Raw genomic sequence first — 12,441 nt, forward strand, 5'->3', positions numbered from 1 at the left:
TGTAATCAGTTAGTCAGCATGAAAAAAAATCGCGCTTTTCTGAAATGGGCAGGGGGGAAATACCCCCTGCTCGATGATATTAAAAAGCACCTGCCAAAAGGCGAGTGTCTAATCGAGCCTTTCGTAGGTGCGGGATCGGTGTTCCTCAACACCGATTTTTCTCGTTATATCCTGGCAGATATCAACAACGACCTTATCAGCCTCTATAACATTGTTAAGCTGCGTACCGAAGAGTATGTCGCAGAGGCGCGCAAACTGTTTACGCCGGAGAATAATCACCCGGACGTTTACTACCAGTTCCGCACTGAGTTTAATCAGAGCCAGGATCCGTTCCGCAGAGCGTTGCTGTTCCTCTATCTCAACCGTCATGGTTACAACGGCCTGTGCCGCTATAACCTGCGCGGGGAATTTAACGTGCCGTTTGGTCGCTATAAGCGTCCGTATTTCCCGCAGGACGAGCTGTATCACTTTGCCGAAAAAGCGCAGAACGCAGAGTTTCATTGCCTCTCATATGAAGAGTGTATGGAACTGGCAGGCGTAAACTCGGTGGTTTACTGTGACCCGCCTTACGCGCCACTGTCTGCAACGGCGAATTTCACCGCTTATCACACCAACAGCTTCAGCCCGGCCGAACAGGCCCGTCTGGCGGAGATGGCGGAAAAGCTGGTCAGCAAAAGAATTCCGGTGTTAATTTCGAATCACGACACGCCTGATACGCGCGAATGGTACAAAGCCGCGAAGCATTTTCAGGTCAAAGTGCGGCGTAGCATTAGCAGCAACGGCGGCACACGTAAAAAGGTGGACGAACTTCTGGCTCTTTATCGCCCCTGAGCCGTTTTGCCCGCCGGTAAACACATTTCAAGGAGAAGCGGATGAAACAGTTTTTGATTGCTCCCTCAATTCTGTCGGCCGATTTTGCCCGCCTGGGTGAAGACACCGCCAAAGCTCTCGCGGCTGGCGCAGATGTGGTCCATTTCGACGTGATGGACAACCACTACGTCCCTAACCTGACCATTGGCCCAATGGTGCTCAAGGCATTACGCAACTATGGCATTACCGCGCCGATCGACGTTCACCTGATGGTGAAGCCTGTCGATCGCATCGTGCCTGATTTCGCCGCAGTGGGTGCCAGCATCATCACTTTCCATCCGGAAGCCTCTGAACACGTGGACCGCACGCTGCAGCTGATCAAAGAGAACGGCTGCAAGGCGGGCCTGGTGTTTAATCCGGCCACGCCGCTGAGCTATCTCGACTATGTCATGGACAAGCTGGATGTGATTCTGCTGATGTCCGTTAACCCGGGCTTTGGCGGTCAGTCGTTTATCCCCCACACGCTGGATAAGCTGCGTGAGGTGCGCCGTCGTATTGACGAGTCAGGCTACGATATTCGTCTGGAAGTGGACGGCGGTGTGAAAGTGAATAACATTGGTGAAATTGCGGCAGCCGGTGCGGATATGTTTGTTGCCGGTTCAGCCATTTTCGACCAACCGGATTACAAAAAAGTCATTGATGAAATGCGCCGCGAGCTGGCGAAGGTAAGTCATGGATAAATTGCAGGCAATTCGGGGTATCGCATTTGACCTCGACGGCACGCTGGTCGACAGCGCGCCGGGCTTAACGAGCGCCGTAGACCAGGCGCTGTACGCCCTTGAACTCCCCGTTGCGGGGGAAGAGCGCGTGGTAACGTGGATTGGCAACGGTGCCGATGTTTTGATGGAGCGCGCGTTGACGTGGGCGCGTCAGGAGCGCGCGTCGCAGCGTTCCGCGCAGGGTAAACCGAGCGTTGACCACGCTGACATCCCTAAGGATGAGCAGCTGCGGATTCTGCGCAAACTGTTCGATCGTTTCTACGAAGAGACCGTCGAGGAGGGCAGCTTCCTGTTCCCGGACGTTCAGGAAACGCTGAGCGCGCTGCACGTGAAGGGCATTCCGCTGGGGCTGGTGACCAACAAACCGACGCCGTTTGTTGCGCCTCTGCTGGAAGCGCTGGATATCGCTAAGTATTTCTCCGTGATTGTGGGCGGCGACGACGTGCAGAACAAAAAGCCGCATCCGGAACCGCTGTTGCTGGTGGCAGGAAAATTATCTTTAACCCCTGCGGAGCTGCTCTTTGTTGGGGATTCGCGCAATGATATTCTGGCTGCCCGAGCGGCAGGGTGTCCTTCCGTCGGATTAACCTATGGCTACAACTACGGTGAAGCCATCACGCTAAGTGAGCCGGATGTGGTCTTCGACCACTTCAAAGATTTGTTGCCCGCACTCGGGCTTTCGCACAGTGAACATCAGGAATTGAATAATGACTAAGCCCATCGTTTTTAGTGGCGCACAGCCTTCAGGTGAATTGACCATTGGTAACTACATGGGTGCGTTACGTCAGTGGGTCAGCATGCAGGATGAGTACCATTGCATTTACTGCATCGTCGATCTCCACGCGATTACCGCGCGTCAGGATCCTGAGAAGCTGCGTAAAGCCACCCTGGATACGCTGGCGCTGTACCTGGCCTGCGGCATCGATCCTGAGAAGAGCACCATTTTCGTTCAGTCTCACGTGCCGGAGCACGCGCAGCTGGGCTGGGCGCTGAACTGCTACACCTATTTCGGCGAGCTGAGCCGCATGACGCAGTTCAAGGATAAATCCGCACGCTACTCTGAAAACATCAATGCCGGTCTGTTCGACTATCCGGTGCTGATGGCGGCAGACATCCTGCTGTATCAAACCAACCAGGTGCCGGTGGGTGAAGACCAGAAGCAGCATCTGGAGCTGAGCCGCGATATCGCCCAGCGCTTTAACGCGATTTACGGCGATGTGTTCAAAGTGCCAGAGCCGTTTATTCCGAAGTCCGGCGCGCGCGTGATGTCGCTGCTGGAGCCGACCAAGAAGATGTCCAAGTCTGACGATAACCGCAACAACGTTATCGGCCTGCTGGAAGATCCGAAATCCGTCGTCAAAAAGCTCAAGCGCGCGGTCACCGACTCTGACGAGCCGCCTGTGGTGCGCTACGACGTGCAGAACAAAGCGGGCGTTTCCAACCTGCTGGATATCCTCTCCGGCGTGACTGGCCAGAGCATTCCTGAACTGGAAAAACACTTCGAAGGCAAGATGTACGGCCACCTGAAAGGTGAAGTGGCAGACGCCGTTTCCGGTATGCTGACCGAGCTGCAGGAGCGTTATCACCGCTACCGTAACGACGAAGCTTTCCTGCAGAAGGTGATGAAAGACGGCGCGGAAAAAGCCAGCGCGCGTGCGTCCGAAACCCTGAAAGCGGTGTACGAAGCGATTGGGTTTGTGGGTAAACCGTAGGTAAAAGCAAAACGGTAACCACGTTACCGTTTTTAGGGTTTGTTCCCTCTGCCTGTGGGAGAGGGTCAGGGTGAAGGCATCAGACCGCACTTCCCTAAACTAAAAAACCGGGAAATCCCGGTTTTTTTACGCCTGAAAATCGCTTACTGCTGCGCCGCCGGGCCGCAACCGCCGATGATCTTCGAAATGGAGATCGCCGGGTGCAGCAGGTAATCGTAGCTGCAATTATTTTTGGTGTTCTGTACATGACCGGTGCAGGCAGTCAGAGTCGATAACAGGCCAACCAGAACGGCGGCTTTTGCCAGTTTGAACATACGCATTCCTTGTCTTAAAAACGAAAGTTGGATGTAACTCAAGGGAATAAAGGGAGAAATTCCACTTCGGGGCGGTATGTTATCGACAGCGGTAAGAGGGGAGTAGTCCACATAAGGACTACTCCGCAAAGGAAGAATATGCGTTAGTGATTTGAGAACCAGTTCAGCTTCTCGCGCAGCTCAACCACGCGACCCACCACAATCAGCGCCGGGCTTTCGACCTGCTGCGCCAGTTCACCGAGCTGCGTCAGTACGCCATCCACCACGCGTTGCTTGATGGACGTACCGTTTTCCACCAGCGCAACCGGCATATCAGCCTCCATGCCGTGCTCCAGCAGCTTCGCCTGAATCGTAGCGGCCTGGTTTAGCCCCATGTAGAAGACCAGCGTCTGCTTTTCCGCGGCCAGGTTATGCCAGTCCAGCTCGCAGCCGGTTTTCAGATGGCCCGTTACCAGACGCACGCTCTGGGCATAGTCGCGGTGGGTCAGCGGAATGCCAGAGTAAGCTGAGCAGCCGGATGCAGCCGTAATGCCCGGCACCACGGAGAACGGAATGCCCGCGTCACACAGGGTTTCCAGCTCCTCGCCGCCGCGACCAAAGATAAAAGGATCGCCACCCTTAAGGCGCACTACGCGCTTACCTTTCTGCGCCTCGCGCAGCAGGATCTGGTTAATCTCCTCCTGCGGCACGCAGTGATAGCCCGCCCGTTTGCCCACGAAGACGCGGTCGGCATCGCGGCGTACCAGGTTCATGATGTCATCGGAGACCAGGCGATCGTAAACCACGGTATCGGCCTGCTGGATCTGCTGTAGCCCTTTCAGCGTCAGCAAGCCTGCATCGCCGGGGCCTGCGCCCACCAGCACCACTTCGCCGCGATGGTCCAGCGGCTCGCTCAGCAGCTGTTCGGTTGTCTCTTCAACGGCTTTGGTGTCCTGATTCGCCAGCGACTGCGCCAGCCTGTCGTTCACAAAGAATTTTTCCCAGAAGCGACGGCGCTCGCCAACGGTCGAGAAGGTTTGCTTCACGCGGGAGCGGAGCTGCCCGGCGTAATGGGCAATCTGACCAAGGTGCTGCGGCAGCACGGCCTCCAGCTTTTCCCGCAGCAGGCGGGCGAGAACCGGCGAGCGTCCGCCGGACGATACCGCAATCATCAGCGGCGAGCGGTCGATAATCGACGGCATGATAAAGCTGGCCTCTTTCGGCGCATCCACCACGTTGCAGAAGATTCGGCGCACTTCGCAGGCGTCGCTGACGCGCTGGTTCACTTCATCATCATCCGTCGCGGCAATCGTCAGCCAGCAGGTATCGAGCAGAGATTCATTAAACTCACCCTGTTCCAGCGTGAGCATCCCTTCCTGGGCCCAGACCTCAAACTGTGGGGCGAAGGTGAGGGCGTTGACGGTGAGCCGGGCGCCAGCCTCTAACAGCAGGCGCGATTTGCGTTCAGCCACGTCGCCGCCGCCCACGAGCAGGCAGTCGCGGTTGCGTAATTGACAGAAAATCGGCAGGTGATCCACGACGTTACCTCGCAGCTTTCATGGAGGGGGTAAGAATTGACGTCAGGATAACAGCAGGAATCGTACAAAACATACGGTTTTTCCTGCCGTTACCCATAAGGGGTCATAAGCTTTTCGTATTGAAAAGGCGGAGGATTAGCCTTTCAGCTGCACCTTGCCGTCCTTCACGCGGACATCATAGTGCTTCACTGAATGACTCTCATCTTCCATGCAGTATCCGTCGCTTAAGCGGAAACGCTGCTTTTTCAGCGGGCTGGCGACCCACAGTTCGCCCTGATGCTCGGCAATCAGTCCGCGGGAGAGCACGCTGGCCTCGAAGAACGGGTCGATATTGCTGATGGCAAAAACCTGTTCATCGTGGCGAGGGCGGAAAATCGCAACCTGCTCGCTTCCCAGCAGCGCGCATACGCCGGTGGCCGGGATGATGTCGTTAATATCGCAAATGTTTATCCACTGGCTCATGCGTTTTCCTCCACCAGCGTGACCGGAATTCGTTCATACGGTGTCGCCGGACGATGCTGTTCACGCTCCGGCACAACCTGTACGTTCGGGTCGCGCTGGGCGCTGTTGATGAAGTGTTTGAAGCGCGTCTGCGCCGCCGGGGTGTTGACGGTTTCAGTCCACTCGCAGATCACCGCCTCGCGCAGGCGCGCCATCTCCGCTTCCAGATGTTCGTTCAGACCCAGCTTGTCGTTGATGATCACCGATTTCAGGTAATCGATGCCGCCTTCCAGATTATCGAGCCAGGAGGCGGTACGGGTCAGCTTATCGGCGGTGCGGATATAGAACATCATGAAGCGGTCGAGATACTGAATCAGCGTATCGCGATCGAGATCCGCCGCCAGCAGGTCCGCGTGGCGTGGCTTCATCCCGCCGTTGCCGCAGACGTACAGGTTCCAGCCTTTCTCGGTGGCGATGATACCCACGTCTTTACCCTGCGCTTCCGCACATTCGCGGGTACAGCCGGAGACGCCAAACTTCATTTTGTGCGGGGTGCGGATGCCTTTGTAGCGGTTTTCCAGCTCCACGCCGAAGCCCACGCTGTCGCCCACGCCGTAGCGGCACCAGGTGCTGCCCACGCAGGTTTTCGCCATGCGCAGCGCTTTGGCATACGCGTGACCGGTTTCGAAGCCGGCTTCAATCAGCTGACGCCAGATTTCCGGCAGATCGTCTTTCTGCGCGCCAAACAGGCCGATACGCTGGGAGCCGGTGATTTTTGTGTACAGGTTAAATTCACGCGCAATACGGCCCACGGCCACCAGCCCTTCCGGCGTGATTTCGCCCCCAGCGGAACGCGGGATCACGGAGTAGGTACCGTCTTTCTGGATGTTCGCCAGGAAGTTATCGTTGGTGTCCTGCAGCGGCGTATGCTCGGGCTTGAGCACGTACTCGTTCCAGCAGGAGGCCAGCAGGGAGCCGACGGTCGGTTTACACACTTCGCAGCCGTAGCCCTGACCGTGCTTCGCCAGCAGCTCGTCAAAGGACTTAATGCCCTCCACGCGGATCAGGTGGTACAGCTCCTGGCGAGAATACGCGAAGTGCTCGCACAGGTTGTTGTTCACTTCGATGCCCTGTTTTGCCAGCTCGGCGTTCAGCACCTGAGTGACCAGCGGAATACAGCCGCCGCAGCCGGTACCGGCTTTGGTTTCCGTTTTCAGCGCCGCCACGGTGTGGCAGCCTTTGTTGATGGCGGAGATCAGCATGCCTTTGGTGACGTCGAAGCAGGAGCAAATTTGCGCGCTGTCCGGCAGTTTATCCACGCCGATAGACGGCTTGCCGCTGGACGCGTGCGCCGGGAGGATCAGCGCGTCCGGGTTTTCCGGCAGCTCTATGGCGTTCAGCACCAGCTGCAGCAGGTTGCCGAAGTCGCTGGTGTCGCCCACCAGCACCGCACCGAGCAGAGTTTTGTTGTCCTGGCTAACGATGAGGCGTTTGTAGACTTCTTTGCTTTCGTCGAGATAGACATAGCTGCGGGAATTCGGGGTGCGGCCATGCGCATCGCCAATGCCTCCCACGTCCACGCCCAGCAGCTTCAGCTTGGCGCTCATGTCTGCACCGGTAAACGCGTTTTCGCTGCCGAGGATATGGTCCACGGCGACCTGCGCCATTTTGTAGCCCGGCGCCACCAGACCGTAGACGCGGTTATTCCAGCTGGCGCATTCGCCAATCGCGTAGATATCCGGATCGGAGGTCTGGCAGGTGTCGTTGATCATGATCCCGCCGCGCTGCGCCACGGCCAGACCGCACTGGGTCGCCAGCTTGTCGCGCGGACGAATACCGGTGGAGAAGACGATGAAGTCCACTTCCAGCTCGCTGCCGTCGGCAAAGCGCATGGTTTTACGCGCTTCAGTCCCTTCCTGAACGATCTCTTTGGTGTTCTTGCTGGTGTGAACCTTCACGCCCATGCTTTCGATTTTACGACGCAGCTGGTCACCGCCCATGTGGTCGAGCTGTTCGGCCATCAGCATCGGGGCAAATTCGATGACGTGGGTTTCAACGCCGAGGTTTTTCAGCGCGCCTGCCGCTTCCAGACCCAGCAGACCGCCGCCGACTACTGCGCCGCGACGGCTGCGACGGGCGCAGGATTCGATGGCGTTGAGGTCTTCAATGGTACGGTAGACGAAGCAATCCTGAGTTTCCGAGCCTTTGATCGGCGGGATCCACGGATAGGAGCCCGTCGCCATGATCAGCTTGTCGTAAAAAACCGTACGCCCGGCGCTGGAGTGGATCACTTTTTCCTGACGATTGATGGTGATAGCGCGTTCGCCCACCAGCACTTTTACGCCATGCTTCTCGTAGAAACCTTCGCGCACCAGAGAGAGCTCTTCGGCGGTATGATGGGAGAAGTAGGAAGACAGGTGCACACGGTCGTACGCCTTGCGGGGTTCTTCACAGAACACGGTAATATCGAACTGCTCAGCATCGGCCTTATCGAGAAGATCCTCAATAAAGCGGTGGCCGACCATGCCGTTACCGATGATAGCGAGTCTGATTTTGCTCATTATTGCCTCGATTTCTTTTCTATTATTGCCTACCTTAACGATTCAGCAGGGGCGCTTATTGATGCAAATCAAATACGTCTTCGCCTACTCCTTAGGTGGTATATGACTGATTTGTCAGGATTTTTATAAGTAGCGGAAATCGCAGGCTTTTCGCGCTCGTTGAATTTGTGTACAAATCAGGGGCAGTTTTGCCAAAATCGATACGTCTGAATATCAGCGGCATTTTTTAGGGGAAGGGTATGTCTACAGCACCGTTATGGCTTGTTCAGAATGTTCGTTTACCGGGTCAGGAAGGGCTGTGGCAGCTAGCCATTGAGAACGGGCGATTTGGTGACATCACCCCGATGGACGACACCCACGCCGAAAGTTATGAAGTGTTGAACGCGCGCGGCGGGCTTGCGATCCCGCCGTTCATTGAGCCGCATATCCATCTTGATACGACCCAGACCGCGGGTGAGCCGAACTGGAACCAGTCCGGCACGCTGTTTGAGGGCATTGAGCGCTGGGCGGAGCGCAAGGCGTTACTCAGCCATGAGGATGTTAAAGCGCGCACCTGGAAAACGCTGAAGTGGCAAATTGCCAACGGCATCCAGTTTGTCCGCACCCATGTGGATGTCTCTGACCCGACGCTCACCGCCCTGAAGGCGATGTTGGAGGTGAAGCAGGAGGTTGCCCCGTGGGTAACGCTGCAAATCGTCGCGTTTCCGCAGGAAGGTATTCTCTCTTACCCGAACGGCGCGGCGCTGCTGGAAGAGGCGTTAAAGCTGGGGGCCGACGTGGTGGGGGCGATCCCGCACTTCGAGTTCACCCGCGAGTATGGCGTACAGTCGCTGCATATCGCTTTTGAACTGGCGAAGAAGTATGACCGTCCGCTGGATATCCACTGCGATGAAATCGACGACGAGCAGTCGCGGTTTGTCGAGACGGTGGCAGCGCTGGCCTATGAGGCCGGCATCGGCCCGCGCGTGACGGCCAGCCACACCACCGCCATGCACTCCTACAACGGCGCTTACACCTCGCGGCTGTTCCGTCTGCTGAAAATGTCGGGAATTAACTTCGTCGCTAACCCGCTGGTCAATATTCATCTGCAGGGGCGCTTTGATGACTATCCGAAGCGCCGCGGCATCACCCGGGTGAAAGAGTTACAGGAAGCGGGCATTAACGTCTGCTTCGGTCATGACGACGTCTTCGACCCGTGGTACCCGCTCGGCACCGGCAACATGCTGCAGGTGCTGCATATGGGGCTGCACGTCTGTCAGATGATGGGCTATCCGCAAATCGACAGCGGCCTGAATCTCATCACCCATAACAGCGCCCGTACCTTCGGCCTGAGCGATTACGGCATTAAGACAGGTAACCCGGCGAACCTGATTATTCTGCCTGCCGAGAGCGGGTTTGAAGCGGTGCGCTGCCAGGTGCCGGTGCGCTGGTCGATTCGTCAGGGACGGGTGATCGCCACGACGCAGCTGGCGCAGACGTGGATCCAGACGGACGTCGGGGGAGAAGAGGTAAGCTTTGCCAGAAACAGCCCCTCTGCCGAGCGCAAAGGGGCGTAGGGGTTAGTGAGATGCTGCCGCGTTGTGCTGGCGGTGGCGGGTCACGAAGCCCAGGATGAAGCACATGATGAACACCACGGCATACAGACCGTTGGCGGTGTGCAGCGCCGCCAGCGGGCCGCTGTGGGCCACGATCGGGCCGGTGACCACGAAGGTCAGCATGGTGCCGATGGTGCCGCAGGTCAGGACGAAGTTAACCAGCTTCGGCGAGGCCACTTTGGTCTGTAGAGAGCCCAGGGTGATGATCGAGGTATAAATGGCGCTGGAGAAGAAGCCCAGGGTCAGAATGAACCACGGCATATGCTCCGGTGAACCGTTGATGAACAGGTACATCAGCACGGTCGCCAGCCCGGCCAGCACGGTCAGAATGCGCTGCAGGTCGAAGAAGCGCAGGATGAAGCTAAACGCCCACATGCCGAACATGTAAGACATCCAGAAATCGCTCACCAGTTTACCCGCGTCGTTCAGGCTCATGCCCAGACCTTTGGCGTACTCCGGTACCCAGGAGATAAAGCCCAGCTGGCCCAGGATGTAGCACAGGGCGGCAACGGAGAGGAACAGCACGCCGATGCCCCATTTTTCTTTCACAACGGGCTCGGCGGTGGTTTGCGCTTTCTTGCCCAGCACCGGGAACTCACAGCCGAAGGTCAGAATAAAGATCGCCACGTAGACCAGGCCGATGCAGGCATAGACCCAGTACCACTCGATGCTGCGCGCCAGCAGAACGGCCGCGACCATCGGGAAAATCATTCCGGCCATGCTGAAGAAAGAGTCGGTAAACAGCAGGCGTGCGCCGCGCTGGCGGCCTTCATACATGTGGGTAATGAGGAACGTACCGATCGACATGGTGATCCCGCTCACCAGACCGAGCACGAACATGGCGGCGGAGAACAGGGCGATGCTGTGGCTCAGCATCAGGCCCGCCACGGCGGCGACCATCAGCACAAAGCCAAAACGCAGCTGGGTTTTCAGCGGGACGATTTCCATCAGCCAGGCATTCAGGAAGATAGAGATCAGGATCCCCGCGTTGAGGAAGGTGAAGGTGTTACTCATACTGGAAACGGGCAGCTGGAAGTAGTCTGCGATATTCCCCATCACCATCCCGGTGACGATCACCAACGCGCCGGTCAGAGCGTAGGAGAAGAAGCTGATCCATGTGAGCTTGATGCGATTGCTGTTAGTCATGTCTGGCCTGTTCAGAAAAAGAAAAGCGCCCAGGAGGGCGCTGAGAGCGGGCAGATTTTAGACATTAAAGTGATCTATTCATATCTTTTAAGAGAAATTAGAACTTCATTGCATGTTTTTGTGTGATCTCGATCACACAAAATGGCGCCAAAGCCAACCGTTTGCGCGGTTACAACTGTTTCAATTTCGTAAAATTAGGTAAAAGGCTGGTCTCCGTTCATACTGCTCTTTAGAATCAAGCCATTCGCTTTTTATACTGCGCTTTGTTAAGGAATTCTCATGCTCAAATCAACACTGGCGGCTGTCGCAGCTGTGTTTGCTCTTTCTGCCGTTTCCCCTGCTGCGCTGGCAGCCAAAGGGGACCCTCACGTTCTGCTGACCACCTCCGCCGGGAACATTGAGCTGGAACTGAATAGCCAGAAAGCTCCGGTTTCTGTGAAAAACTTCCTCGACTACGTGAACAGTGGTTTCTATAACAACACCACCTTCCACCGCGTGATCCCAGGCTTTATGGTGCAGGGCGGCGGCTTCAACGAGCAAATGCAGCAGAAACAGCCTAATCCGCCAATCAAAAACGAAGCGGACAACGGCCTGCTGAACAAACGCGGCACCATCTCCATGGCGCGTACCGCAGACAAAGACAGCGCGACCAGCCAGTTCTTCCTGAACGTGGCGGATAACGCCTTCCTCGACCACGGTCAGCGCGACTTTGGCTATGCCGTTTTCGGTAAAATCGTGAAAGGGATGGACGTGGCCGACAAGATTTCTCAGGTGCCTACTCACGACGTCGGTCCCTATCAGAATGTGCCGTCAAAACCGGTGGTTATCCTCTCCGCAAAAGTTCTGCCGTAATTCTTCTGAACGCGGGCTTCTCCTGCCCGCATTCTGTAACCCTCCCTGCGAAAGCGCGTTTTGCTGCTTATACTTGTGGCAAACGGACTATTCAGGGAGGCGTTAAGTGAAAAAGCTCACCGACAAGCAAAAATCCCGTCTCTGGGAACAGCAGCGTAACGTCAATTTACAGGCCAGTTGTCTCCTTGAAAAAGGTAATGGTCCCTCAGAGCCCCATATTGAGACGCTGGAGCTTGGGCCTTCCGCGCCCGGGTTGCCCCATCTGTGCCTTATTCATCGTCATTTGTACCGCAGCGAGATGAAGCGGGCAGGTGAGTTCCGCACTGACGATATTTTTAAGGGTGACATTCCTTTCTGCCATTTCGAATACATCGAGAAGATGGGTAACGAGCTGATGGCGGCGCTGGAAAGCGAAAAGTATCTCGTGGGTCTTGAGAAAGCGGCGTTTGTTGACCGGGTTAGCCACTATTACTGCGAAATCAACATGCTACATCCGTTTATGCGCGGCAACGGTATTGCCCAACGCGTTTTCTTTGAGCAGCTGGCGCTCCACGCGGGCTACTCGCTGGACTGGCGCGATATCGATCCCGACCAGTGGGTGGCGGCTAACCGAAGCGGCGCAACGGGAGATTTAACCGCGCTAAACGCTATCTTTGCCAAAGTAGTGAGCGAAGCGCGGGAATCTGAGTAGAATAGGGCGGCATTTTTTTCGGG

At 56.5% G+C, this 12,441-nt stretch carries 12 protein-coding genes; 7 read left to right on the plus strand and 5 right to left on the minus strand.

Annotated features, from left to right (window positions below; all coding sequences use genetic code 11):
• Window positions 1-18 precede the first annotated feature (18 nt).
• Genes dam through trpS form a run of 4 tightly spaced genes read left to right on the plus strand, consistent with a single transcriptional unit; the run spans window position 19 to window position 3,301 of the window.
• On the plus strand, window positions 19-831 hold the full coding sequence (gene dam / locus ADJ24_RS08790) for an adenine-specific DNA-methyltransferase (protein ID WP_023309480.1): 813 nt from the start codon (window positions 19-21) through the stop codon (window positions 829-831).
• A gap of 41 nt (window positions 832-872) precedes the next feature.
• Window positions 873-1,550 carry a ribulose-phosphate 3-epimerase gene (gene rpe / locus ADJ24_RS08795; RefSeq protein WP_023309479.1) on the plus strand — a complete coding sequence of 226 codons (678 nt, stop codon included), beginning with the start codon at window positions 873-875 and terminating at the stop codon, window positions 1,548-1,550.
• Window positions 1,543-2,304 (plus strand): phosphoglycolate phosphatase, encoded by a 762-nt coding sequence (gene gph / locus ADJ24_RS08800; RefSeq protein WP_023309478.1) that lies wholly within the window; start codon window positions 1,543-1,545, stop codon window positions 2,302-2,304. Before rpe ends, gph begins: the two co-directional genes overlap by 8 nt.
• Window positions 2,297-3,301 (plus strand): tryptophan--tRNA ligase, encoded by a 1,005-nt coding sequence (gene trpS / locus ADJ24_RS08805; protein ID WP_023309477.1) that lies wholly within the window; start codon window positions 2,297-2,299, stop codon window positions 3,299-3,301. Before gph ends, trpS begins: the two co-directional genes overlap by 8 nt.
• Before the next feature lie 143 nt (window positions 3,302-3,444).
• Here trpS and ADJ24_RS08810 read toward each other — a convergent pair whose 3' ends face one another.
• The 4 genes from ADJ24_RS08810 to nirB form a co-directional block, all read right to left on the minus strand.
• A complete protein-coding gene (locus ADJ24_RS08810) occupies window positions 3,445-3,615 on the minus strand; it encodes a YhfL family protein (RefSeq protein ID WP_008503029.1) in 171 nt (56 codons plus the stop codon).
• 143 nt (window positions 3,616-3,758) lie between these two features.
• The gene (gene cysG / locus ADJ24_RS08815) at window positions 3,759-5,132 is read right to left on the minus strand and encodes a siroheme synthase CysG (protein ID WP_023309476.1); all 1,374 of its coding nucleotides are present in this window, start codon (window positions 5,130-5,132) and stop codon (window positions 3,759-3,761) included.
• Between the two features lie 135 nt (window positions 5,133-5,267).
• Window positions 5,268-5,594 (minus strand): nitrite reductase small subunit NirD, encoded by a 327-nt coding sequence (gene nirD / locus ADJ24_RS08820; RefSeq protein ID WP_023309475.1) that lies wholly within the window; start codon window positions 5,592-5,594, stop codon window positions 5,268-5,270.
• Window positions 5,591-8,134: a nitrite reductase large subunit NirB gene (nirB, locus tag ADJ24_RS08825; RefSeq protein ID WP_023309474.1), complete on the minus strand. Its 2,544-nt coding sequence runs from the start codon at window positions 8,132-8,134 to the stop codon at window positions 5,591-5,593. The genes nirD and nirB overlap by 4 nt, the downstream gene beginning before the upstream one ends.
• Window positions 8,135-8,373: 239 nt before the next feature.
• Here nirB and ADJ24_RS08830 point away from each other — a divergent pair, with 239 nt between their 5' ends.
• The gene (locus ADJ24_RS08830; protein WP_023309473.1) at window positions 8,374-9,690 is read left to right on the plus strand and encodes a cytosine deaminase; all 1,317 of its coding nucleotides are present in this window, start codon (window positions 8,374-8,376) and stop codon (window positions 9,688-9,690) included.
• 3 nt (window positions 9,691-9,693) lie between these two features.
• On the opposite strand, the gene tsgA is transcribed toward ADJ24_RS08830, so the two are convergent.
• The gene (tsgA, locus tag ADJ24_RS08835; protein WP_023309472.1) at window positions 9,694-10,875 is read right to left on the minus strand and encodes an MFS transporter TsgA; all 1,182 of its coding nucleotides are present in this window, start codon (window positions 10,873-10,875) and stop codon (window positions 9,694-9,696) included.
• Window positions 10,876-11,154: 279 nt separating this feature from the next.
• Between tsgA and ppiA the strand changes: the two genes are divergently transcribed.
• On the plus strand, window positions 11,155-11,727 hold the full coding sequence (gene ppiA / locus ADJ24_RS08840) for a peptidylprolyl isomerase A (RefSeq protein ID WP_023309471.1): 573 nt from the start codon (window positions 11,155-11,157) through the stop codon (window positions 11,725-11,727).
• Window positions 11,728-11,833: 106 nt separating this feature from the next.
• Window positions 11,834-12,418 (plus strand): putative adenosine monophosphate-protein transferase Fic, encoded by a 585-nt coding sequence (locus ADJ24_RS08845; RefSeq protein ID WP_023309470.1) that lies wholly within the window; start codon window positions 11,834-11,836, stop codon window positions 12,416-12,418.
• The last annotated feature ends 23 nt before the right edge of the window (window positions 12,419-12,441 follow it).

This window comes from Enterobacter sp. 940_PEND, from assembly GCF_001059415.1.
GTDB classification, from domain to species: Bacteria; Pseudomonadota; Gammaproteobacteria; order Enterobacterales; family Enterobacteriaceae; genus Enterobacter; species Enterobacter cloacae_M.

Excerpts from the sequence above, each read along its gene's own strand:
- nirB (WP_023309474.1), bottom strand. The coding sequence starts at position 8,134 with ATGAGCAAAATCAGACTCGCTATCATCGGTAACGGCATGGTCGGCCAC.
- nirD (WP_023309475.1), bottom strand. The coding sequence starts at position 5,594 with ATGAGCCAGTGGATAAACATTTGCGATATTAACGACATCATCCCGGCC.
- trpS (WP_023309477.1), top strand. The coding sequence starts at position 2,297 with ATGACTAAGCCCATCGTTTTTAGTGGCGCACAGCCTTCAGGTGAATTG.
- gph (WP_023309478.1), top strand. The coding sequence starts at position 1,543 with ATGGATAAATTGCAGGCAATTCGGGGTATCGCATTTGACCTCGACGGC.
- rpe (WP_023309479.1), top strand. The coding sequence starts at position 873 with ATGAAACAGTTTTTGATTGCTCCCTCAATTCTGTCGGCCGATTTTGCC.
- ADJ24_RS08810 (WP_008503029.1), bottom strand. The coding sequence starts at position 3,615 with ATGTTCAAACTGGCAAAAGCCGCCGTTCTGGTTGGCCTGTTATCGACT.
- ADJ24_RS08830 (WP_023309473.1), top strand. The coding sequence starts at position 8,374 with ATGTCTACAGCACCGTTATGGCTTGTTCAGAATGTTCGTTTACCGGGT.
- ppiA (WP_023309471.1), top strand. The coding sequence starts at position 11,155 with ATGCTCAAATCAACACTGGCGGCTGTCGCAGCTGTGTTTGCTCTTTCT.
- dam (WP_023309480.1), top strand. The coding sequence starts at position 19 with ATGAAAAAAAATCGCGCTTTTCTGAAATGGGCAGGGGGGAAATACCCC.
- tsgA (WP_023309472.1), bottom strand. The coding sequence starts at position 10,875 with ATGACTAACAGCAATCGCATCAAGCTCACATGGATCAGCTTCTTCTCC.